Origin of the sequence: Streptomyces sp. NPDC050738 (assembly GCF_040654175.1) — a bacterium.
Classification (GTDB): domain Bacteria; phylum Actinomycetota; class Actinomycetes; order Streptomycetales; family Streptomycetaceae; genus Streptomyces.
The window spans coordinates 495,311-517,529 of record NZ_JBFAHN010000003.1; the positions used below are offsets into that span (position 1 = coordinate 495,311).

The 22,219-nt window shown below is 70.9% G+C and carries 21 protein-coding genes; 12 read left to right on the forward strand and 9 right to left on the reverse strand.

Annotation, left to right across the window (positions count from 1 at the left end; genetic code table 11):
• Positions 1 to 14: 14 nt before the first annotated feature.
• The 6 genes from hutH to AB0H78_RS10430 form a co-directional block, all read right to left on the reverse strand.
• Positions 15 to 1,553: a histidine ammonia-lyase gene (gene hutH, locus AB0H78_RS10405; RefSeq protein WP_363234102.1), complete on the reverse strand. Its 1,539-nt coding sequence runs from the start codon at positions 1,551 to 1,553 to the stop codon at positions 15 to 17.
• Positions 1,554 to 1,617: 64 nt separating this feature from the next.
• Positions 1,618 to 1,983: a hypothetical protein gene (locus tag AB0H78_RS10410; protein WP_363233855.1), complete on the reverse strand. Its 366-nt coding sequence runs from the start codon at positions 1,981 to 1,983 to the stop codon at positions 1,618 to 1,620.
• Positions 1,984 to 2,088: 105 nt separating this feature from the next.
• A complete protein-coding gene (locus tag AB0H78_RS10415; protein ID WP_363233856.1) occupies positions 2,089 to 3,222 on the reverse strand; it encodes a diguanylate cyclase in 1,134 nt (377 codons plus the stop codon).
• 57 nt (positions 3,223 to 3,279) lie between these two features.
• Entirely contained in the window at positions 3,280 to 4,068 is a 789-nt protein-coding gene (locus tag AB0H78_RS10420) for an enoyl-CoA hydratase-related protein (RefSeq protein WP_363233857.1), read from the reverse strand.
• 12 nt (positions 4,069 to 4,080) lie between these two features.
• The gene (locus AB0H78_RS10425) at positions 4,081 to 5,241 is read right to left on the reverse strand and encodes an adenylate/guanylate cyclase domain-containing protein (RefSeq protein WP_363233858.1); all 1,161 of its coding nucleotides are present in this window, start codon (positions 5,239 to 5,241) and stop codon (positions 4,081 to 4,083) included.
• A gap of 319 nt (positions 5,242 to 5,560) precedes the next feature.
• The gene (locus AB0H78_RS10430) at positions 5,561 to 6,415 is read right to left on the reverse strand and encodes a biotin--[acetyl-CoA-carboxylase] ligase (protein ID WP_363233859.1); all 855 of its coding nucleotides are present in this window, start codon (positions 6,413 to 6,415) and stop codon (positions 5,561 to 5,563) included.
• A gap of 131 nt (positions 6,416 to 6,546) precedes the next feature.
• Between AB0H78_RS10430 and AB0H78_RS10435 the strand changes: the two genes are divergently transcribed.
• From AB0H78_RS10435 to AB0H78_RS10455, 5 genes are all read left to right on the forward strand, one after another.
• Complete coding sequence (locus AB0H78_RS10435) at positions 6,547 to 8,127, forward strand: acyl-CoA carboxylase subunit beta (RefSeq protein WP_363234103.1); 1,581 nt, start codon at positions 6,547 to 6,549, stop codon at positions 8,125 to 8,127.
• Positions 8,128 to 8,145: 18 nt separating this feature from the next.
• Positions 8,146 to 8,358: an acyl-CoA carboxylase epsilon subunit gene (locus AB0H78_RS10440; RefSeq protein WP_363233860.1), complete on the forward strand. Its 213-nt coding sequence runs from the start codon at positions 8,146 to 8,148 to the stop codon at positions 8,356 to 8,358.
• Positions 8,359 to 8,424: 66 nt separating this feature from the next.
• Positions 8,425 to 8,553: a hypothetical protein gene (locus AB0H78_RS10445; RefSeq protein WP_363233861.1), complete on the forward strand. Its 129-nt coding sequence runs from the start codon at positions 8,425 to 8,427 to the stop codon at positions 8,551 to 8,553.
• A gap of 111 nt (positions 8,554 to 8,664) precedes the next feature.
• A complete protein-coding gene (locus tag AB0H78_RS10450; protein WP_363233862.1) occupies positions 8,665 to 9,261 on the forward strand; it encodes a nucleoside triphosphate pyrophosphatase in 597 nt (198 codons plus the stop codon).
• A gap of 61 nt (positions 9,262 to 9,322) precedes the next feature.
• A complete protein-coding gene (locus AB0H78_RS10455; protein ID WP_363233863.1) occupies positions 9,323 to 10,345 on the forward strand; it encodes a hypothetical protein in 1,023 nt (340 codons plus the stop codon).
• A gap of 13 nt (positions 10,346 to 10,358) precedes the next feature.
• On the opposite strand, the gene AB0H78_RS10460 is transcribed toward AB0H78_RS10455, so the two are convergent.
• On the reverse strand, positions 10,359 to 10,841 hold the full coding sequence (locus AB0H78_RS10460) for a hypothetical protein (RefSeq protein WP_363233864.1): 483 nt from the start codon (positions 10,839 to 10,841) through the stop codon (positions 10,359 to 10,361).
• A gap of 346 nt (positions 10,842 to 11,187) precedes the next feature.
• Here AB0H78_RS10460 and AB0H78_RS10465 point away from each other — a divergent pair, with 346 nt between their 5' ends.
• Complete coding sequence (locus AB0H78_RS10465) at positions 11,188 to 12,942, forward strand: biotin carboxylase N-terminal domain-containing protein (RefSeq protein ID WP_363233865.1); 1,755 nt, start codon at positions 11,188 to 11,190, stop codon at positions 12,940 to 12,942.
• Positions 12,943 to 13,077: 135 nt separating this feature from the next.
• Here AB0H78_RS10465 and AB0H78_RS10470 read toward each other — a convergent pair whose 3' ends face one another.
• Both AB0H78_RS10470 and AB0H78_RS10475 read right to left on the reverse strand, forming a co-directional pair.
• Positions 13,078 to 14,046, reverse strand: coding sequence for a DeoR/GlpR family DNA-binding transcription regulator (locus tag AB0H78_RS10470; RefSeq protein ID WP_363233866.1), 969 nt, complete (start codon positions 14,044 to 14,046; stop codon positions 13,078 to 13,080).
• Positions 14,047 to 14,202: 156 nt separating this feature from the next.
• Positions 14,203 to 15,642 carry an NAD(P)H-quinone dehydrogenase gene (locus AB0H78_RS10475; protein ID WP_363233867.1) on the reverse strand — a complete coding sequence of 480 codons (1,440 nt, stop codon included), beginning with the start codon at positions 15,640 to 15,642 and terminating at the stop codon, positions 14,203 to 14,205.
• 158 nt (positions 15,643 to 15,800) lie between these two features.
• Between AB0H78_RS10475 and AB0H78_RS10480 the strand changes: the two genes are divergently transcribed.
• The 6 genes from AB0H78_RS10480 to deoC all read left to right on the forward strand — a co-directional run bounded on the left by AB0H78_RS10480 (position 15,801) and on the right by deoC (position 22,214).
• Positions 15,801 to 16,238, forward strand: a complete 438-nt coding sequence (locus AB0H78_RS10480) for a gamma-glutamylcyclotransferase (RefSeq protein ID WP_363233868.1) — start codon at positions 15,801 to 15,803, stop codon at positions 16,236 to 16,238.
• 103 nt (positions 16,239 to 16,341) lie between these two features.
• A complete protein-coding gene (locus tag AB0H78_RS10485) occupies positions 16,342 to 17,151 on the forward strand; it encodes a purine-nucleoside phosphorylase (RefSeq protein WP_363233869.1) in 810 nt (269 codons plus the stop codon).
• Positions 17,152 to 17,513: 362 nt separating this feature from the next.
• Positions 17,514 to 19,148, forward strand: coding sequence for a phospho-sugar mutase (locus AB0H78_RS10490; protein WP_363233870.1), 1,635 nt, complete (start codon positions 17,514 to 17,516; stop codon positions 19,146 to 19,148).
• A 209-nt stretch (positions 19,149 to 19,357) separates the two neighbouring features.
• The gene (locus AB0H78_RS10495) at positions 19,358 to 20,464 is read left to right on the forward strand and encodes a glycosyltransferase family 39 protein (protein ID WP_363233871.1); all 1,107 of its coding nucleotides are present in this window, start codon (positions 19,358 to 19,360) and stop codon (positions 20,462 to 20,464) included.
• A gap of 58 nt (positions 20,465 to 20,522) precedes the next feature.
• Complete coding sequence (locus AB0H78_RS10500) at positions 20,523 to 21,164, forward strand: PH domain-containing protein (protein ID WP_363233872.1); 642 nt, start codon at positions 20,523 to 20,525, stop codon at positions 21,162 to 21,164.
• Positions 21,165 to 21,266: 102 nt separating this feature from the next.
• Positions 21,267 to 22,214 carry a deoxyribose-phosphate aldolase gene (gene deoC, locus AB0H78_RS10505; RefSeq protein WP_363233873.1) on the forward strand — a complete coding sequence of 316 codons (948 nt, stop codon included), beginning with the start codon at positions 21,267 to 21,269 and terminating at the stop codon, positions 22,212 to 22,214.
• Positions 22,215 to 22,219: the final 5 nt, after the last annotated feature.

Genomic DNA, 22,219 nt, shown 5'->3' on the forward strand with positions numbered 1-22,219 from the left:
GCCCGGGGCAAGTCCTAGGCGAGCGGCCCGGTCACGGTCTCGACGGCCGTGACCACGCCTCCACCCCGTACGAACTCGTCCGCGGCGGCAAGATCCGGCGCCAGGAACCGGTCGGGCCCGGGCCCCTCGACCCCCGCCTTCCGCACGGCCTCGATGACGGCGGCCGAGGCGGGCGCGGGGGCGAGCCCCTCGCGCAGCTCGATCGCACGCGTGGAGGCGTAGAGCTCGACGGCGACGATGCGGGCGAGGTTCGCCACGGAGGTCCGCAGCTTGCGCGCGGCGGACCACCCCATCGACACGTGGTCCTCCTGCATCGCGGACGACGGGATGGAGTCCACCGAAGCGGGCACGGCCAGCCGCTTCATCTCGCTCACCAGAGCGGCCTGCGTGTACTGCGCGATCATCAGCCCCGAGTCGACACCGGCGTCGTCGGCGAGGAAGGCCGGCAGCCCGTGCGAGCGGTTCTTGTCGAGAAGCCGGTCGGTACGGCGCTCGGCGATCGACCCCAGGTCGGCGGCGGCGATGGCAAGAAAGTCCAGCACGTACGCGACGGGCGCCCCGTGGAAGTTCCCGTTGGACTCGACGCGCCCGTCGGCCAGCACGACAGGGTTGTCGACGGCGGAGGCGAGCTCCCTCTCGGCGACCACACGCGCGTACGCGAGGGTGTCGCGCCCCGCGCCCGCGACCTGCGGAGCACAGCGCACCGAGTACGCGTCCTGCACGCGGGGCGCGTCGTCCTGGTGGTGCCCGGTGAGCTCGGACCCTTCGAGGACCTTGAGCATGTTGGCGGCGGCGGCACCCTGCCCCGGGTGCGGACGGATCGCATGCAGCTCGGGGGCGAGCACCTTGTCGGTCCCCAGGAGCGCTTCCAGGCTAAGCGCGGCGGTGACGTCGGCGCTCTTGTAGAGCATCTCCAGGTCGTCGAGGGCCATGACCAGCATGCCGAGCATGCCGTCGGTCCCGTTGAGGAGCGCGAGCCCCTCCTTCTCGCGCAGCTCGACGGGTGCGATCCCCGCGGCGGCGAGAAGCTCTCCGGCAGGCTTGACGACCCCGTCGGGGCCCTCGGCGTCGCCCTCGCCCATCAAGGTCAGCGCGCAGTGCGACAGCGGCGCGAGGTCCCCGGAACACCCGAGCGACCCGAACTCGTGCACGACGGGCGTGATGCCCGCGTTGAGCACGTCGGCCATGGTCTGCGCGACCTCGGGCCGCACCCCGGTGTGCCCGGAGCAGACGGTCTTGAGCCGCAGGAACATCAGCGCGCGTACGACCTCGCGCTCCACCCGCGGCCCCATGCCGGCGGCGTGCGACCGCACGATGTTGCGCTGCAGCTGCGCACGCAGCTCAGGGCTGATGTGCCGGGAGGCGAGCGCCCCGAAGCCGGTCGAGACGCCGTAGACCGGCTCAGGCTTGGCGGCCAGCGCGTCCACGACCGCACGGGCGGCGGCAAGGGCGGTGAGCGCGTCCCCGGAGAGCTCGATCCGAGCGTTCCCGCGGGCGACGGCGATGACGTCGGCGGCGGTGGTCCCGGACGTCCCCAACACGACGGTGTGCATATCCATATTCAGGAGCGTACGGACTGAAACCGAAGATGTCACCACCGGCCACCGGGTTGGCCCCTTACACGGCGAGCAGAGCCGTCAGTGTCACCGCGAAGGCGGGTGCGCACACGACCCACTGCCAGCCCGGCCAGTTGTCGGAGTCGGCGAAGGCGGCGACAAGCAGCAACAGGGCCGCCGGAAGGAAGAAGCACAGACCGAGCAGCAGACCCAGCACCCCCCAGACGACCAGGGTCGTCCCGGTGAGCAGACAGGCCCGGGCGAACGCCTTCGGCGCCGCGCACAGCACGAGCGGCAGGGCGACCACGCCGGCGGTGACCAGCCAGATCCCGAACACATAATCGGGGACGGTGAAGATTCCGACGCCCAGTACGGACATCGCCGCCACCACCGCCGCCGCAGCAGCACCGCACTGCCGGCGCACCATCCCCCGAGGCCCCGTCATCCCATCCCCCAATGAAATCGAACGCGTTCAAGTTGAACGCGTTCAAGCTAGCGCATGGAGGCGCCCGGCCACCAGGGGGGTTCCGCCCTACGGCCGCGTCCCGCGGAACCGCCGCCGGTCCGTGCGGGACTGGGGCGTGTCCGCGAGGCGGATCACCGCCCCGTCGCGGCCCGCGACCACCGGCTTCGGGGAGCGGGTCGCCTTCGCGCTGTACTGCGCCGCGTCCGCCAGGCGGAACAGGCGGCGGGCCGAGCGCAGGGGGCCGATGGGGTCGCCTGTCGACGCCACCCCGCAGGCCACACCCTCGCCCAGGTCCAACTCGGCCGCGCGGATGCACAGTTCGGTGGAGGCGTGGATCACCTCGTCCGCCGTGGGGCCCACCGAGAGCAGGCAGAACTCGTCGCCGCCCAGGCGGGCGGCCAGGGCGCCCGGCAGCATGGCGCCGCACAACGACAACACCGAGCCGAAGCGTTCCAGCAGGCGGTCGCCCGTCGCGTGCCCCAGGGTGTCGTTGACCTTCTTCAGGCCGTTGAGGTCGCAGACCACCAGGCTCACCGTCGCGCCCGTCGCGCGGTGCTCCTCGATCGCCTCGTCCAGGCGTATGTCCACCGCGCGGCGGTTCGCGAGGCCGGTGAGGGGGTCGGTGAAGGCCAGTTTGCGGACTTCTTCGAGGCGTTCCGTCTGGGCGATCCCGGCCGCCACGACCGAGGCGAGCACCGTCGCGAAGTCCGCGTCCGCCGGGTCGAAGACCGGCGCCCCCGCCGGGCGGGCCACGTACAGCTCGCCCCATGCCCTGCCCCGGAGCACGATCGGGGCCACCACGCAGCAGCTCCTGCCCCGGCGGCGCAGGGCGGCCACGCGCTGGTGGCAGTAGCCCGCCGTGGGCTCGGAAGGGCCTGCCGCCGTCTCCACCCAGGCGTTCGGCTGGCCGCCGCCCGCCCACTTCTCGTGCAGGAATTCGGTGATCTCGGGGAACTGATGGACGGGGTATGTCTCGTCCTCGGGGAACTCGTCCTCCCCGTCCGCCAGTTCACCCACGTTCACGAGGACCTTGAGGCGGCCGAGTTCGCGCTCCCAGACCGACAGCGCCGAGAAGCTCCCCGCCAGCGCACTGCCCGCACCCAGCGCCGCCGCCCGCCAGGTCTCGCGCGGGTTCTGCGCGGCAGCCATCGCCTGCGCCAGCGAAACCACGGCCCGCAGCCGGTCGTCGTCGTCACCCATCGTCTTAGTTTAGGGCGATATGAGGCGAATTGGGCAGTTATCGATTACGGAGAGTGGTCACTCACCCGGCCAGTTCGGCTTCCGCTTCTCGTTGAAGGCCGCGACGCCCTCCGCACGGTCGCCGGAGAAGGCGACCGAGCGCCAGGCCGCGTCCTCGACCTCCAGGCCCGCCCTGAGGTCGAGCCCCTGGCCGAGGCGCAGTGCCCGCTTGGCGGCCCGCAGGCCGACCGGGGAGTTGGCCGCGATACGGGCCGCGAGGTCGAGGGCCTCGGAGCGCGCGTCCGCCGCGAGGACGTCGATCAGGCCCAGCTCACGGGCCTCCTCCGCCTCCACCCGCCGTGCCGTGAAGACCAGTTCGGCCGCGCGGGCCGCCCCGACCCTGCGCGGCAGCAGCTGCGTACCGCCGCCGCCCGGGATCACTCCGACCGACACCTCGGGGAGGCCCACCACCGCCGTGGCGTCCCCGACGATCACGTCGCAGGCCAGCGCCAGCTCGAAGCCGCCGCCGAGCGCGAAGCCGTGGACCGCCGCGATCGTCGGCATCGGCAGGTCGAGGACGCCGGTGTAGGCGGCGCGGGCCGTGGGGCGTTGGCGTACCAGGTCCGCGTCCGAGAAGGAGTTGCGCTCCTTGAGGTCCGCGCCGACGCAGAACGCCCGGTCGTGGGTGGAGGTGAGGACCGTGACCCTGGCTTCGGGGTCGGCGCCGAGGGCATCGCAGGCCGCCGCCAGCGAGCGGGCCATCTCCGTGGAGACGGCGTTCATCGCCTTGGGCCGGTCCAGGACCAGCTCGGCCACGAAACCGTGCCGCCGTACAGCTACGCATTCGCCAAAGCGCTCATCAGTCATCCGCGCACGATGTCAGGACGTGCGGCGCGTGAGCAACCATGGCTCCACCACGCCGAGTCCGCGCACCGGCCGCTGCCACATCGGCTGGAGTGCGAAGCGGTACGAAGGAGGCTCGTCGCCCGTCTTCTCCGCCCGCTCGGCCTCGGCCGCCGCCTCCGCCTCGGAGACCGGGGCGTCCCCGGTCCGGCTCAGCTCCTCGGCGAGCGCGCCGTCCACCAGCACCGTGTCCTTCGGCGCTATCGACGTGAGACGGCTCGCCAGATTCACCGTCGTACCGAAGACGTCGCCCATGCGTGTGGTGACCGTCCCGAAGGCGATGCCGACGCGCAGGGCGGGCATCGTCTCGTCGTTCGACAGCGTCTCGATGAGGCGCATCGCGATCTCCGCCGCTGTGCCCGCGTCGTCGGCCGCGTACAGGATCTCGTCGCCGAGGGTCTTGATGAGACGGCCGCCGTGGGCCGCCACCAGGTCCGCGCAGGTCGTCTCGAAGGACTCGACCAGCTCGCCGAGCTCCTCCTCCTCCAGGCGGCGGGTGAGGCGGGTGAAACCGACCAGGTCGGCGAAGCCGACCGCGAGGCGGCGGTCGACCATCTCCTCGTCGTCGGCGGCCTGGACGACACGGCCCGTCGCGGCCGCGAGCTGGCGCCGCCACACATAGCGGAGGAACTCCTCCAGCTCGGGCAGGAGCAGCTCGACCAGGGGGTACGTGACCTCGGTGCGGGTCATCCCGGGCTCGGGCGGCTCCGTCAGGCCCTCCAGGAAGGAGTCGATCTGCCACTCCGCCAGGCGGGCGGTGGTCTGCCCGGTGGAGCGCGCCACCTGGACCGCCATCGGCTCGCTCAGCAGGCCCGCCTCGACGAGACCGGCGAGGCGGCGCAGCGCGAGGACATCCGCCTCGGTGAGGGCCTTCGCCTGGCCGATGTCGGCGAACCCCATCGCGCGCCAGAAGCGGGAGGCGAGCTCCATGGAGACGCCGGCGGTGCGCGCGGCCTGGAAGGGGGTGTAGCGGCGTTCCGCGCCGAGGATCAGCTGTTCGAGGCGGATCGCAAGGGGGTCGTCGGTCGGCTCGGCCGTGTGGTCGACCTCGTGATGGGGGGTGGGGTACGGCGATGACGCCTGCGTACCGGAGCGATCGGAGCTGCCGGACTCAGACGAGCTGTCGTCGACGGTCACCTGCCGCCTCCTGCCCATTCCCTGCGTACTGCCCTGCCACTGCCCTGCCGATCGCCGTTGATCTCCGTGGATCGCCTCAACCATACGACAGGTGTGCCGTAGCTCACGTGCCGATGTGAAGGGAAGGGGATAGGGGGTGTCCGGCGGATCAGGTCGCCCTTGCTCGGCGTCGAACCCTTCACTGCTGGTGAGCGGTGGTCTGGTGCGTGCAGCTGCAAGGCGGAGGAGGGCGGCAACGCGGAGCGTTGACAACTGACGACAACGCGGCAGATGTGCGTGCCAGACCGGCGCGACCGCGGCATGATCCGCCGGGCGCCCCCTAGATGGGCCGCAAGTGGACAATGTCGCCCGCTCCGACCGGATGCTGGACGCCTTCGCCGGTCGCCAGGACGAGCCGTCCGTCGCCGTCGACCGCCACCGCTTCCCCGGTGAGGGTGCGGTCTCCGGGGAGCTCGGCTCGTACCGTACGGCCGAGAGTCGAGCAGCCCGCGGCGTACGCGTCGTGCAGTCCGCTCGCCTGCGGGTCGCCGTCCGCCGCGCGCCAGTCCCCGTACCACTGCTCCAGGGAGCGGAGCACGGCCCGCAGCAGCGGGTCGCGGTCGGTGGAGACGGCGCCCGCCAGGGCGAGGGAGCCCGCGGTGGGGACGGGGAGCTCGTCCTTGCGGAGCGTGATGTTGAGGCCGATGCCGATGACCACACCGTCCTCGCCCGCGCGCTCGGCGAGGATGCCGCCCGCCTTGCGCTCCTCACCTTCGACGGTGACCAGGAGGTCGTTCGGCCACTTCAGCGCCGTGTCCACACCGGCCGAACGGGAGAGCCCGGTGGCCACGGCGACCCCGGTGAGCAGCGGGAGCCAGCCCCAGCGCTCGACGGGGATCGCGTGCGCGCCCGGCTTGAGGAGTACGGAGAAGAAGAGGCCCGAGCGGGCGGGCGCCGACCAGCGGCGGTCGAGGCGGCCGCGGGCGGCGGACTGCTCCTCGGCGACCAGGATCGCGCCCTCTTCCGAACCGGCTTCCTTCGCGGCCGCGCGGGCGACGAGATCGGTGTTGGTCGAGCCCGTGGACTCCACGACGTCGACGGAGGACCAGAGCGAGCCCGGGCGCAGCAGGGCATGGCGCAGGGCGGTGGTGTTGAGGGGCGGACGGTCGAGATTGGACCAACGGTTCTCACTCATGCAAGCCACAGTAGGTGTGGCAAACGACGCACTGCCGACCTGTACCTGCGCCGTTACGCTACGCGTGAGTAGCCAACGCCACACATGAGCAGCCAGGGAGCCGTAACCCGATGCCTGAGTCGGAAGAGCAAGTGGCCGAAGACATCCACAACAGCCACACCACCGCGGGGAAGCTCGCGGATCTTCAGCGCCGCGTCGACGAGGCGACCCACGCCGGCTCCGCGCGCGCTGTCGAAAAGCAGCACGCCAAGGGCAAGTTGACGGCACGCGAGCGGGTGGACCTGCTGCTCGACGAGGGGTCGTTCGTCGAACTGGACGAGTTCGCCCGGCACCGCTCCACCAACTTCGGCATCGAGAAGAACCGTCCGTACGGCGACGGGGTCGTCACCGGCTACGGAACCGTCGACGGGCGTCCCGTCTGCGTGTACTCCCAGGACTTCACGATTTTCGGCGGCTCGCTCGGCGAGGTCTACGGCGAGAAGATCGTCAAGGTCATGGACTTCGCGATGAAGACCGGCTGCCCCGTCATCGGCATCAACGACGGTGGTGGCGCCCGCATCCAGGAGGGTGTGGTCGCGCTCGGCCTGTTCGCGGAGATCTTCCGCAGGAACGTGCACGCTTCGGGCGTGATCCCGCAGATCTCGCTCATCGTCGGCCCGTGCGCGGGCGGCGCGGTCTACTCACCCGCGATCACCGACTTCACGGTGATGGTCGACCAGACCTCGCACATGTTCATCACCGGGCCCGATGTCATCAAGACGGTCACCGGCGAGGACGTCGGCTTCGAGGAGCTCGGCGGCGCCCGTACGCACAACACCACGTCGGGTGTGGCCCATCACATGGCGGGCGACGAGAAGGACGCGATCGAGTACGTCAAGTCGCTCCTCTCCTACCTCCCTTCGAACAATCTCAGCGAGCCGCCCGCCTTCCCGGAGGAGGCGGACCTGGAGACCTCGGACGAGGACCGCGAGCTCGACACCCTCATCCCGGACTCGGCGAACCAGCCGTACGACATGCACACCGCCATCGAGCACGTCCTGGACGACGGTGAATTCCTGGAGACCCAGGCGATGTTCGCGCCGAACATCATCACCGGCTTCGGGCGGGTGGAGGGCTTCCCGGTCGGGATCGTCGCCAACCAGCCGATGCAGTTCGCGGGCTGCCTGGACATCAACGCGAGCGAGAAGGCCGCGCGCTTCGTGCGGACCTGCGACGCCTTCAACGTGCCGGTGCTGACCTTCGTGGACGTCCCCGGCTTCCTGCCGGGCGTCGACCAGGAGTACGGCGGGATCATCCGCCGGGGCGCGAAGCTGATCTACGCGTACGCGGAGGCGACCGTCCCGCTGATCACCGTGATCACGCGGAAGGCCTTCGGCGGCGCGTACGACGTCATGGGCTCCAAGCACCTGGGCGCCGACCTCAACCTCGCCTGGCCGACCGCCCAGATCGCGGTCATGGGCGCGCAGGGCGCGGTGAACATCCTGCACCGCAGGACGATCGCGGCGGCGGACGACGCGGAGGCGACGCGGGCCGAGCTGATCTCCGAGTACGAGGACACGCTGCTCAACCCGTATGTCGCGGCCGAGCGCGGGTACGTGGACGCGGTGATCATGCCGTCGGAGACGCGGCGCCATGTGGTGCGCGGGCTGCGGCAGTTGCGTACGAAGCGGGAGTCACTGCCCCCGAAGAAGCACGGCAACATCCCCCTGTAAGGACGTAAGGAGTTCACCGTGATCAGAGTCGTACGGGGAAATCCCACCCCCGAGGAGCTGGCCGCCGCACTGGCGGTGGTCCAGGCGCGCGCCGCGGCGACGGCTTCGGCGTCCGCGTCGTCCGGTGCGCCTCTCCCGCCCGAGGAATGGTCCGATCCGGGCCGGATAGCCAGGCACCGGCTGCAACAGCCGGGGCCGCGGGCATGGGCCCGTACCTACTGGCCCTCCTGATTGACCAGAGGCGCTTGAGTACGCGTACTCAGGCGCCTCTGCCGTGCCCGCAGCAGTATCGGTTGCATGCTCTGGTCAGACCCGAAGAACGATCCCCCCAAGGAGCTCCGCGACGCACAGGCGATGCTGCGGAGAGCGGCGCTGGTGCTTGCGCTGGCGATGGTGCTGGCGATGCTGATCCTGGGGCTCGGCTGACCTCGGACGGTCTCCGGGGCGACCGTAGGCGGGCCGTGGGGCGACCGTAGGCGGACCGTGGGGCGACCGGTGATTCGGTGGCCACGGCGGCCCCTGGCTAACCTTCCCCTCATGACCCAGCGCCTCGTTCTCGCCTCCCAGTCCCCCGCCCGCCTCGGCCTTCTGCGGCAGGCCGGGCTCGCCCCCGAAGTGATCGTCAGCGGCGTCGACGAGGACGCCATCAGCGCCCCCACACCGGGCGAACTCGCTCTCGTACTCGCCGAGGCAAAGGCCGACGTCGTCGCCGCGCGGCCCGAAGCCGCCGGTGCTCTCGTCATCGGCTGCGACTCCGTCCTCGAACTGGACGACGAGGCGCTCGGCAAGCCCGCCGACGCCGAGGAGGCCACGGCCCGCTGGAAGTCCATGCGCGGGCGGTCCGGCGTCCTGCAGACCGGGCACTGCGTCATCGACACCGCCACCGGGCGCCGCGCTTCGGCCACCGCCTCCACCACCGTCCGCTTCGGCGAGCCGACGGACGCCGAGATCGCCGCGTACGTCGCGAGCGGTGAACCGCTGTACGTGGCGGGGGCGTTCACCCTCGACGGGCGGTCGGCGCCCTTCATCGATTCCATCGACGGGGACCACGGCAATGTCATCGGTCTGTCCCTGCCGCTGCTGCGGCGGCTGCTCGCCGATCTCGGCATCTCGATCACGGACCTGTGGGCATAGCTACGGATAGCCTGTACACGCCAATCAGCGCTCGTATCACCGTCTCGGGGGACACCACAGCATGAGCAACTCCTTCGGCCCGCCGCCACCGCCCGACCAGTTCGGACCGCCGCCGCAGGGGCAGCCGCCGCAGGGGCCTCCACCCATGCCGTACGGACAACCGCAGCCGCCGCCTCCGCCGCAGGGACCGCCGGCCTTCGGGCAACCGCCGTTCGGGCAAACGCCGTTCGGGCAGCCCCCGTTCGGCCAGCCGCCGTTCGGGCAGCCCTTTCCGCCCGGTGGCCCGCAGGGGGCGCCACCCCGTAACCCGGCCAAGGTCATCCTCATCGTCGGGCTCGCCTCCACCGTCGCCCTCGCGCTCATCGCCGTGCTCGCCTTCGCGCTGATCGACGGCTGGTTCACGTCCAAGGTCGACGACGCGAAGTCGGGTTCGTCCAGCGTCTCCCCCACCGCCACCTACGGCGGAGCCACGGACAGCGCCACCGGCAGCAGCGACAGCGGCACCGGAAGCGGCACCGACTCCAGCAGCGGGGGCAGCAGTTACTCCGCCAGCCCGACCCCCGACCCCACCTCCGACGCCTTCAAGGCGGTGAAGCAGGGCGACTGCCTGCCGGTGTGGGACACCGGGTACGGCGGCAGCACCGTCGAGTGGAGTTCACAGTCGCCCCCGGCCGCCGTGTCCGACTGCGACAGCGGCAAGGCACTGGTCTGGGTCAGCAAGGTCACCTCGTCCAGCAGCAGTTGCCAGACCGGGACGGACAGGTCCTACTGGGCCTACCAGTCGGCGTCCACCGGCGAGAACACCGTGCTCTGCCTCCTGCGGATCTACCACAAGAACTACTGCGTCCTCGGCAAGCAGTCCGGCAGCAAGATCTCACTGGGCTCGATGACCGCGGTGAACTGCACGGACAAGAAGGTCCCCGTCGCCTACAACCAGATCATGCACATCACCGGGGTCTACAAGCACTCGGGTGCGATCACATCGAGCACCTGCGCACGCTCCAGCGGCGATCAGACGCGGTACTGGATATGGAAGATCCGCGACGGCTCGGCGGTGCTCTGCACCATCGTCTACCGGAGCTAGGCGGGGGACGGAGCTAGGCGGGGCTCGGGCCGCCGTTCGCGGCGGGGGCGGGCGGCGCGGGCGGCGCGGGCGGCGCCTGGTCCTGCGGGGCGGCGGGGGCGCCGTTCTCGCGCTCGTACATCACAAGGCTGAAAACGATCGTGCCGAGCACGAGCATCATGAAGACGAATGCCTGCCAGCCCACCAGGCCCACCGTCAGGGCGCCGAGCACCCCGTGGACCACCGCGCAGGTGATGAGGAGGATCCGGCCGGGGGTGCCGGGGCTGCGGTCGCGCAGGGCCGTCCTCAGGAGGACCACTCCGCAGACGATCAGATAGATGCCGGTGAGGCCGCCCATGACCATTGCGCCGGTGGATATCGCCTTGGGGTCTATGCCCGCGAGGGACATGTGCTGGTTGTCGGCCACCTTGGCGAGCACCCAGTTCACGAAGGCGATGCCGATCGCCTCCAGGAAGAGGAGTATCGCGCCCACCCATGCCACTGGTTTCCGTGCCATGGCCCCTGCTCTCGGTCCGTTACCGCCAGTACATCCGACATCGCGCAGGCTACTCATGGGTATCCGTACGGACAAGGGTTCTGACGACAGCAAAGAATCATTCGGCCATTCGTAGGGACTCGACAAAGAAACGTCCGCTGCCGCTGGCCCAGCTGACAGAGACCTAGGCCACACAGCGGGGTTACTGTGGGCAGCAGGAAGCCCCCGTACCGTGGTGCGACAAGGGATTTCGCGACTCGAGTGGGCCTCGAATCACACTGTGTGTGGGCAAGCTCACCCTTGGGGATGGGTCGTCCGGCCGTGTCGGCAGTCCCTAAACTCAGCTTGTTTCTTGGAGGGAGCCATCGTGCGCAAGGTGCTCATCGCCAACCGTGGCGAAATCGCTGTCCGCGTTGCCCGGGCCTGTCGGGACGCCGGTATCGGATCCGTAGCCGTCTACGCCGATCCGGACCGGGACGCTCTGCATGTCCGCGCCGCCGACGAGGCGTTCGCCCTGGGCGGTGACACCCCGGCCACCAGCTACCTGGACATGGCCAAGGTGCTGCAGGCCGCGAAGGATTCGGGCGCGGACGCCATCCACCCCGGATACGGATTCCTGTCGGAGAACGCCGAGTTCGCCCAGGCCGTACTGGACGCGGGTCTGACCTGGATCGGCCCGCCGCCCCACGCCATCCGTGACCTGGGCGACAAGGTGGCCGCCCGTCACATCGCGCAGCGCGCGGGCGCCCCGCTGGTCGCCGGTACGCCGGACCCCGTCGAGGGTTCCGCCGAGGTCGTGGCCTTCGCCGAGGAGCACGGTCTCCCGGTCGCCATCAAGGCGGCCTTCGGCGGTGGCGGTCGTGGCCTCAAGGTCGCCCGCACGCTGGAGGAGATCCCCGAGCTGTTCGACTCGGCGGTACGCGAGGCCGTCGCCGCCTTCGGCCGCGGCGAGTGCTTCGTCGAGCGCTACCTGGACAAGCCGCGGCACGTCGAGACCCAGTGCCTGGCCGACACCCACGGCAACGTGGTCGTCGTCTCGACGCGTGACTGCTCGCTGCAGCGCCGCCACCAGAAGCTGGTGGAGGAGGCGCCCGCGCCGTTCCTGAGCGAGGCGCAGAACGCCGAGCTGTACGCGGCGTCGAAGGCCATCCTCAAGGAGGCGGGCTACGTCGGCGCCGGCACGGTGGAATTCCTCGTCGGTCTCGACGGCACGATCTCCTTCCTGGAGGTCAACACCCGTCTGCAGGTGGAGCACCCGGTCACCGAGGAGGTCTCCGGCCTCGACCTGGTCCGCGAGATGTTCCGTATCGCCGACGGCGAGGAGCTCGGTTACGGGGACCCCGCCGTGCGCGGGCACTCGTTCGAGTTCCGTATCAACGGTGAAGACCCGGGCCGCGGTTTCCTTCCCGCTCCCGGTACGGTCACGAGCTTCGCGCCTCCCACCGGACCCGGTGTCCGCCTGGACGCGGGAGTCGAGTCCGGCTCGGTCATCGGCCCGGCCTGGGACTCGCTCCTCGCCAAGCTGATCGTCACCGGCGCCACGCGCGAGCAGGCGCTGCAGCGCGCGGCGCGTGCGCTGGCGGAGTTCGAGGTCGAGGGCATGGCGACGGCGATTCCCTTCCACCGTGCGGTGGTTGTGGACCCGGCGTTCACCTCCGACCCGTTCCGGATCCACACCCGGTGGATCGAGACCGAGTTCGTCAATGAGATCCCGCCGTTCGCCCCCGGTGGCGACGACGCGGACGAGGACGAGTCCGGCCGCGAGACGATCGTCGTCGAGGTGGGCGGCAAGCGGCTCGAGGTCTCGCTGCCGTCCTCGCTCGGAATGACCCTGGCCCGTACGGGACTTGCCGCGGGCGCCAAGCCCAAGCGGCGGGCCGCGAAGAAGGCCGGCTCGGCCGCCTCCGGCGACACCCTGGCATCTCCGATGCAGGGCACGATCGTCAAGGTCGCGGTCGAGGAGGGCCAGGAGGTCAAGGAGGGCGACCTCATCGTGGTCCTGGAGGCCATGAAGATGGAACAGCCTCTCAATGCGCACCGGTCCGGCACGATCAAGGGGTTGGCGGCGGAGGTCGGCGCGTCGCTGACGTCCGGCGCGCTGATCTGCGAGATCAAGGACTGATTCACTCAGTACGTACGCGAGGGCCCCGTCGGTACGTCCGGCGGGGCCCTTCGTATTCAGCGGCTTTCCGCTGCGCGACCAGCCACAACGAACCCGCGCTGCAGCGACAAGCGCCAACCCGCCCCGGCTCAGCGCCTAGCGACGCCTCATCTCGGCCACCCTCGCCCGCTCCCCCGCCTGCTGTTCCGCCAGCGAGGCCGTCGCGTTGCGTAGCGGCGAAGGGCCGCCCGGGGCCGTGCGGCGCTGGCCCGGGAGTGGCATGTCCCGGCGGGGCTGGCGCCCCGCCGGGGACTGGTCGTTGCCGGGGCCCGAGGCGGACGCGCCCTGGCCTGCCACCGTGATCTGCACGCCCTGGTCGGCCAGTGCCTGCAACTCCGTTGCGGCACGGTCGTCGTGGGCGGGCGGCTCGTCCGTGACCAGACGTGTGATGACGTCCGTGGGCACCGTCTGGAACATGGTGTCCGTACCGAGCTTGGTGTGGTCGGCCAGGACGACGACTTCCGCCGCCGCCTGGACCAGGGCTCGGTCCACGCTCGCCGAGAGCATGTTGGAGGTGGAGAGGCCGCGTTCGGCGGTCAGTCCGCTCCCGGAGAGGAAGGCGCGGGAGACGCGCAGCCCCTGGAGGGACTGTTCGGCACCGCTGCCCACCAGGGCGTAATTGGAGCCGCGCAGCGTCCCGCCGGTCATCACCACCTCGACCCGGTTGGCATGCGCCAACGCCTGGGCGACGAGCAGTGAGTTGGTGACGACGGTCAGCCCTGGGACCCGCGCGAGCCGGCGGGCCAGCTCCTGCGTGGTCGTCCCCGCGCCGACCACGATGGCTTCGCCCTCTTCGACGAGCGATGCGGCGAGGTCGGCGATGGCCGTCTTCTCCGCCGACGCGAGGTGTGACTTCTGTGGAAAGCCGGATTCACGGGTGAATCCGCCGGGTAGGACCGCTCCGCCGTGGCGGCGGTCCAGGAGTCCTTCTGCCTCCAGCGCCCGCACGTCCCGCCGTACGGTTACTTCGGAGGTCTGGACGACGCGGGCGAGCTCACGGAGCGACACGGCCCCGTTGGCACGCACCATTTCGAGGATCAATTGGCGACGTTCTGCAGCGAACACGAAACTGACAGTAACCTGACCGGCCGATTCTTTTCAGCAGTTTGCGCCGAATAACAGAAGTTGTGCCCAGATTGGGTTGCCGGGTGGTATACGGCGCGTGGCGGCCAGTGCCACGCGCCCTTGCCACGCGCCGGGTTCAGGCCCCCGTCGAGCCGCTTACCCCTCGCCCGACATCTTCCGGGTGTGCAACTGCCGTGCCACCTCTGCGATCGAGCCCGACAGGGACGGGTACACGGTGAAGGCGTTTGCGATCTGTTCCACCGTCAAGTTGTTGTCGACCGCGATCGAAATCGGGTGGATCAGTTCACTCGCGCGAGGCGCGACGACACAGCCGCCGACCACGATGCCCGTGCCCGGGCGGCAGAAGATCTTGACGAAGCCGTCGCGGATGCCCTGCATCTTGGCGCGCGGGTTTCGCAGGAGCGGGAGTTTGACCACTCGGGCGTCGATCTTGCCCGAGTCCACGTCGGCCTGGGAGTAGCCGACGGTCGCGATCTCCGGGTCGGTGAAGACGTTGGAGGAGACCGTCTTGAGGTTGAGCGGCTGCACCGCGTCGCCCAGGAAGTGGTACATCGCGATACGGCCCTGCATGGCGGCGACCGAGGCCAGCGCGAAGATGCCGGTGACGTCGCCGGCCGCGTACACACCGGGTGCCGAGGTACGGGAGACCTTGTCGGTCCAGATGTGGCCCGACTCCTTCACCTTGACCCCGGCCTCCTCCAGTCCCATCCCGGCGCTGTTGGGGATGGCACCGACGGCCATCAGGCAGTGCGTACCGGTGATGACCCGGCCGTCGGCCAGGGTGACCTCGACACGGTCGCCGACGCGCTTGGCGGACTCGGCGCGCGAGCGGGCCATGACGTTCATGCCGCGGCGGCGGAAGACGTCCTCCAGGACGGCGGCGGCGTCCGGGTCCTCGCCCGGGAGCACACGGTCGCGGGAGGAGACGAGGGTGACGCGCGAGCCCAGCGCCTGGTACGCACCGGCGAACTCGGCGCCCGTGACACCGGAGCCGACCACGATGAGCTCCTCGGGGAGCTCGTCGAGGTCGTAGACCTGCGTCCAGTTCAGGATGCGCTCGCCGTCGGGCAGCGCGTCGGGGATCTCGCGCGGGTGGGCGCCGGTCGCGAGCAGTACGGCGTCGGCGGTCAGCGTCTCCTCGGTGCCGTCGGCGGCCGTGACGATCACCTTGCGGGAGCCGTCCATGGCCTGCTGCCCGGCCAGGCGGCCGCGGCCGCGCATCACGCGTGCACCCGCCCGGGTGACGGAGGCGGTGATGTCGTGGGACTGGGCGAGCGCGAGACGCTTCACACGGCGGTTGACCTTGCCCAGGTCGACCCCGACGACGCGGGCCGACTGCTCCTCCGGAGGAGTGTCGTCGGCGACGAGGATGCCCAACTCCTCGTACGAAGAGTCGAAGGTCGTCATCACCTCGGCCGTCGCGATGAGGGTCTTCGACGGTACGCAGTCGGTCAGCACCGAAGCGCCGCCCAGACCGTCGCAGTCCACGACGGTCACCTCCGCGCCGAGCTGCGCACCCACCAGGGCCGCCTCGTACCCGCCGGGTCCGCCGCCAATGATCACGATCCGGGTCACTAAAAGTCCCTCGCGTCGCCAACCCCGGCGCGCCTGCCCGCCCGGCCGGGGGTCCGGGGGTGACCCCCGGGAGATGCAGTACGTACTCCATTGTCCCGCACGCTTCAAGATGCTTCTTCCCCGGGGCGGCACAACACCTCTGTCGTACCCTCGACACCATGTCGCTCTACGCCGCGTACGCCGGCAACCTCGACGCGCGGCTCATGTCCCGCCGCGCCCCGCACTCCCCCCTGCGCGGGACAGGCTGGCTGAACGGCTGGCGGCTGACCTTCGGCGGGGAGCAGATGGGCTGGGAGGGCGCACTCTGCACGGTCGTGGAGGCGCCGCGCTCACAGCTCTTCGTCGCGCTGTACGACATCGCCCCGATGGACGAGGACTCCATGGACCGCTGGGAGGGTGTCGGCCTCGACATCTACCGGCGGATGCGGATCCGCGTCGACACCCTGGAGGGCGAGGAGCCCGCCTGGATGTACGTACTCAACGGGTACGAGGGCGGTCTGCCGTCCGCGCGCTACCTGGGCGAGCTGGCGGATGCCGCCGAGTCGGCCGGGGCCCCGCACGACTACGTGATGGAGCTCAGGAAGCGCCCCTGCTGAAGCGCTGAAGCACCCCTTTTGGGTGATCCCCCAAGGAGATCGCCTCAGGTACGTGAGGACCGTCATCTACGCGCGTAGGCCTTGACCGGTTACCCTCATCTGCGTGAACGCATCAGTTATCCCGGACCCCCACGCCGCCGCCGACGCCGCGGCCGCCCGTCTGCGCGAGCTCACCGGCGCAGAGTCGCACGACGTCGCCCTGGTGATGGGCTCGGGCTGGGCGCCCGCAGTCGACGCACTCGGCACACCCGAAGCCGAGTTCCCCGTCACCGAGGTGCCCGGGTTCCCGCCGCCGGCCGTCGAGGGCCACGGCGGCAAGATCCGCTCGTACAAGATCGGCGAGAAGCGGATCCTGGTCTTCCTCGGGCGTACGCACTTCTACGAGGGCCGGGGCGTCGCCGCGGTCTCGCACGGCGTCCGTACGGCGGTGGCCGCCGGCTGCAAGACGATCGTGCTGACGAACGGCTGCGGCGGTCTGCGCCCAGGCATGCGCCCCGGTCAGCCGGTGCTGATCAGCGACCACATCAACCTCACGGCCACCTCCCCGATCATCGGGGCGAACTTCGTGGACCTCACGGACCTGTACTCGCCGCGGCTGCGCGCGATGTGCCAGGAGATCGACCCCTCGCTGGAAGAGGGCGTGTACGCCCAGTTCCCCGGCCCGCACTACGAGACCCCTGCGGAGGTCCGCATGGCGGGCATCCTCGGCGCCGACCTGGTCGGCATGTCGACGGTGCTCGAGGCGATCGCCGCGCGCGAGGCGGGTGCGGAGGTGCTCGGCATCTCGCTGGTGACGAACCTGGCGGCGGGCCTGTCGGGCGAGCCGCTGAACCACGAGGAGGTCCTGCAGGCGGGGCGCGACTCGGCGGTGCGGATGGGCGAGCTGCTGACGAGGGTCCTGGACCGGATCTAGGCGCACCCCCGCTTTTTCGGGGGCTCCGCCCCCGGACCCCCGCTCCTCAATCGCCGAAGGGGCTTGAAGTTGCCTGAAGTGGGCTTGCTTGTGCAGGCACATGCGAGCCGAGTTCAGCAAAAATCAGCCCGTCCGGCGATTGAGGACACGCGGCCGAAGGCCGCGCAGGGGGGCGCAGGGGCCGAAGCCCCCGCAAGCGGGGGCCCGGGGTACTCGCCCCCGCCCCACCCCACCCCCGCCAGGGGGTCTGGGGCGGAGCCCCAGTTTCGGGAAGGGGCGGGTAGGGGACCAGCGCCGCAGGCAACCCCCGCCCCGGACGACCCGCACCCGCACCCGCACCAACGCGAGAGGCAGACGACACCGTGACGACGCAGGACCTGATCGCCCGCGCCAGCGCCTGGCTGGCCGAGGACCCCGACCCCGACACCCGCGACGAGCTCGCGAAGCTCATCGACGCCGGGGACACCGAGGCGCTCGCGGAGCGCTTCAGCGGCACGCTGCAGTTCGGCACCGCCGGCCTCCGCGGCGAGCTCGGCGCCGGCCCCATGCGCATGAACCGCGCCGTCGTCATCCGCGCAGCCGCCGGCCTCGCCGCGTACCTGAAGGCGAACGGCCAGGACGGCGGCCTCGTCGTCGTCGGCTACGACGCCCGCTACAAGTCCGCGGACTTCGCCCGCGACACCGCCGCCGTCATGACCGGCGCGGGCCTGCGCGCGGCAGTACTCCCCCGCCCGCTCCCCACCCCCGTACTGGCCTTCGCCATACGGCAGTTGGGCGCGGTCGCCGGCGTCGAGGTCACCGCCAGCCACAACCCGCCCCGCGACAACGGCTACAAGGTCTACCTCGGCGACGGCTCCCAGATCGTGCCGCCCGCCGACGCGGAGATCGCCGCCGAGATCGACGCCGTCGCGCGTCTCGCCGACGTACCGCGCCCCGAGACCGGCTGGGAGACCCTCGGGGAGGACGTCCTGGAGGCCTACCTCGCCCGTACGGACGCGGTCCTGTCCCCCGGCTCCCCCCGTACCGCCCGCATCGTCTACACGGCCATGCACGGCGTCGGCAAGGAGACCCTCCTCGCCGCCTTCGCCCGCGCGGGCTTCCCCGAGCCCGTCCTCGTCGCCGAGCAGGCCGAGCCCGACCCGGCGTTCCCGACCGTCGCCTTCCCCAACCCGGAAGAGCCCGGCGCGATGGACCTCGCCTTCGCGACGGCCCGCCGCGCGCAGCCCGACATCATCGTCGCCAACGACCCGGACGCGGACCGGTGCGCGGTAGCCGTCCCGTACGAAAACGACTGGCGCATGCTCCGCGGCGACGAGGTCGGCGCCCTGCTCGCCGCCCAGCTGGTGCGCCGCGGCGTCACCGGCACCTTCGCCGAGTCGATCGTCTCCTCCTCGCTCCTCGGCCGGATCGCCGAAGCCGCGGGCCTCGGCTACGAGGAGACCCTCACCGGCTTCAAGTGGATCGCCCGCGTCGAGAACATCCGCTACGGCTACGAAGAAGCCCTCGGCTACTGCGTGGACCCCGACGGCGTACGCGACAAGGACGGCATCACCGCCGCCCTGCTCATCACCGAGCTGGCCTCCGAGCTGAAGGCCGAGGGCCGCACCCTCCTCGACCTCCTCGACGACCTCGCCCTCGCCCACGGCCTGCACGCCACCGACCAGCTGTCGGTCCGCGTCGAGGACCTGACCGTCATCGCGGACGCCATGCGCCGCCTGCGCGAGCAGCCGCCCACCGCGCTCGGCGGCCTGTCCGTCACCACGGCCGAGGACCTCACCCGGGGCACGGATCTGCTCCCGCCCACCGACGGCCTGCGCTACCACCTCGACGGAGCCCGCGTCATCGTCCGTCCCAGCGGCACGGAGCCCAAGCTCAAGTGCTACCTGGAGGTCGTGGTCCCGGTCGCGGACGCCGCCGCACTGCCGGCCGCCCGCACACGTGCCGCCGAGCTCCTCGCGGCCGTCAAGAGCGATCTGGCGGCGGCAGCCGGGATCTGATCCCCGCTCAGGGGGACTTCAGCCCGTACGAGTGATTCCCGTACGGCAGGTGGTGCAGCGGCCCGCGCCCCGCGCGGATCATCCGAGAAATGGTGACCCGGTACCCACTCCGAGTCTCTGGAGCAGCCGCTGTGCCCCCGATCGCGTCCCCTGCGACCGAAACCGAACTGCCCGCCGCCCCCGCCTCTCGCCCCGCTCCCTCCCGAGCAGTGGCGAGAGGCGCCGGTCTGCTGCGCCGCGCCGCACCGGCGCTGATCGCGTACACCTCCGTACGGCTCGCGGGCCTCGTCCTGCTCTTCTACTGGTCGCATCTCAAGCACCACGGCCTGTGGCCCGCGCTCGCCACGTCCTGGGACTCCTCCTGGTACCTGGGCATCGCCGACCACGGCTACGCCCACCACCTCGACAACAACAACCTCGCCTTCTTCCCGCTCTACCCGGTCCTCGTCAAGGCCGTCGCCGCGGTGACTCCCGGCTCGCGCGCCACCGTCGGGGTGCTGCTCGCGATGGTCTGTTCGCTGGTCGCCGCGGCCGGGATCTACGCGGTCGGTGAGCGGCTCTACGGGCGCAGGACCGGCACCGTGCTCGCCGTCCTGTGGGGCGCGACGCCCATCGCCCTCGTCCAGTGGATGGGCTACACCGAGTCGCTGTTCACGGCGCTCGCCGCCTGGTCGCTGTACGCCGTCCTGACCGGCCGCTGGGTCTGGGCCGGTCTGCTCGCCGCGCTGGCCGGGCTGACCCGCCCGACCGGCGTCGCGGTCGCGGCCGCCGTCGTGGTGCCCGCGCTGCTCGCCCTGTACCGCGGCAACCGCTCGCGGCGGATGGTCGCCGGCGCGCTGATCGCCCCGCTGGGCTGGCTCGGATACGTCGCCTGGGTGGGTGTGCGGGTCGGGCGCTGGGACGGCTACTTCGCCGTACAGAAGCTGTGGAAGAACCAGTGGGACGGCGGCGCCGACACCCTGCGCGAGGTGCGCCGCCAGCTGATCTACCAGGGCCACCCGCAGCCCTTCCTGCTGGTGGTGACGGCCTGTCTGGCTCTGTCGGCGGTGCTCTGGCTGGTGTGCTGCGTACGCGACCGGCAGCCGCTGCCGCTGCTGGTCTTCACCGGGATGCTGCTGCTGGTCGTGCTCGGCAGCGGCGGGGTCTACTTCCCGCGGGCCCGCTTTCTGCTCCCCGCCTTCCCGCTGCTGCTGCCGTTCGCCGTCGCGATCGCGCGTGCGCGGCCGCGGACCCTGGTGCTCGTGCTGGGCGGGGTGGCGCTGTTCTCGGCGTATCTCGGGGCGTACATGACGCTGGTGTGGACCGGGCCTCCGTGATGGAGCCGTGACGGACGGCCTCTCCGGCCGGGGGGAGTCATCAGGCAGAATCAGAAGCATGAGCACCGAGCCGCCGACCACCTACGCCGACCGCGTCTTCCGGTCCCCCGCCGCACTCGTGGGCGGCGTCCTGCTGCTCGCCCTCGCCGTCTGGCTCGGCGGCGACGCGCTGCTGCGCGGCGACGGGAACGCCCCGTGGTTCGCGCTGGCCGGGCTGCTGTGCGTGATCCCGCTGGTGGTCGCCTTCACGCTGCGTCCCGCCGTGTACGCCAATGACGACCGGGTCAGGGTCCGCAATCCCTTCCGTACGATCACGCTGCCCTGGGCCTCCGTCGATGACGTCCGGGCGAACTTCTCCAGCGAGATCTTCGCGGGCGGCTCGAAGTACCAGATGTGGGCGATCCCCGTCTCGCTGCGCGGCCGCAAGCGCTCCGCGACACGCCAGGCGCGGGACGCGGCCGACGACCCGTTCGGGCGCACCTCGGCGACGCGGGCCGCGGCCCGCAACAACCGCGGCCTGGACGCCACGACCGGCCGGGCCCAGGCCGACCAGGCCATGGCGGACCTGCGCGAGCTCGCCGAGCAGAATGCGGCACGCCCCGAGGCGCAGGGCGCCCCGACGGTCCGGTGGGCTTTCGAGATCATCGCGCCCGCTGTGGCCGGGGCGGTTCTGCTGATCGTGCTGATCGCCGCCGCCTGACGGGGTCCGCGCCTCCCGTATCTCGTAATTTCTGTCATACGGGCAGATCGACCCTCCCCCTGTACAGGTAGCTACGCGCGTAGATATGCTGCCCTGGTGACCATGCCCAGTACTGCACCCGCATTCGTAGACGCCACCGCGTCCGACGGTGCGCTGCGCCGCTTCCTGCACGGCCTCCCCGGCGTCGACGCCGTAGGCCTGGAAGCGCGCGCCGCCGCCCTCGGCACCCGGTCGATCAAGACCAGCGCGAAGGCTTATGCCATCGATCTGGCGATCTCGATGATCGACCTGACGACCCTCGAAGGCGCGGACACCCCGGGCAAGGTCCGGGCGCTCTCCGCCAAGGCCGTCCACCCCGACCCGACCGACCGCACGACGCCCACGACAGCGGCGGTCTGTGTCTACCCGGACATGGTGGCGACGGCGAAGGCCGCCCTCGGCGGCGCCGACGTCAAGGTCGCCTCCGTGGCGACCGCCTTCCCCGCGGGCCGCGCGGCGCTCCCCGTGAAGCTCGCGGACGTACGCGACGCGGTGGCGGCGGGCGCCGACGAGATCGACATGGTGATCGACCGCGGGGCGTTCCTGGCGGGGCGGTATCTGGAGACGTACGAGCTGATCTCGGCCGTGAAGGCGGAGTGCGGGTCGGCGCGGCTCAAGGTCATCTTCGAGACCGGCGAGCTCTCCACGTACGACAACATCCGCCGCGCCTCCTGGATCGGCATGATGGCGGGCGCGGACTTCATCAAGACGTCGACGGGCAAGGTCGGGGTCAACGCGACCCCGGCGAACACCCTGCTGATGCTGGAGGCCGTACGCGACTTCCGCGAACAGACCGGCATCCAGGTGGGCGTGAAGCCGGCGGGCGGCATCCGCAACACCAAGGAAGCGATCAAGTTCCTGGTGCTGGTGAACGAGACGGCCGGTGTGGACTGGCTGGACAACCACTGGTTCCGCTTCGGCGCCTCCTCGCTGCTGAACGACCTGCTGATGCAGCGCCAGAAGCTGAGCACCGGCCGGTACTCCGGTCCCGACTACGTGACGGTGGACTGATCACC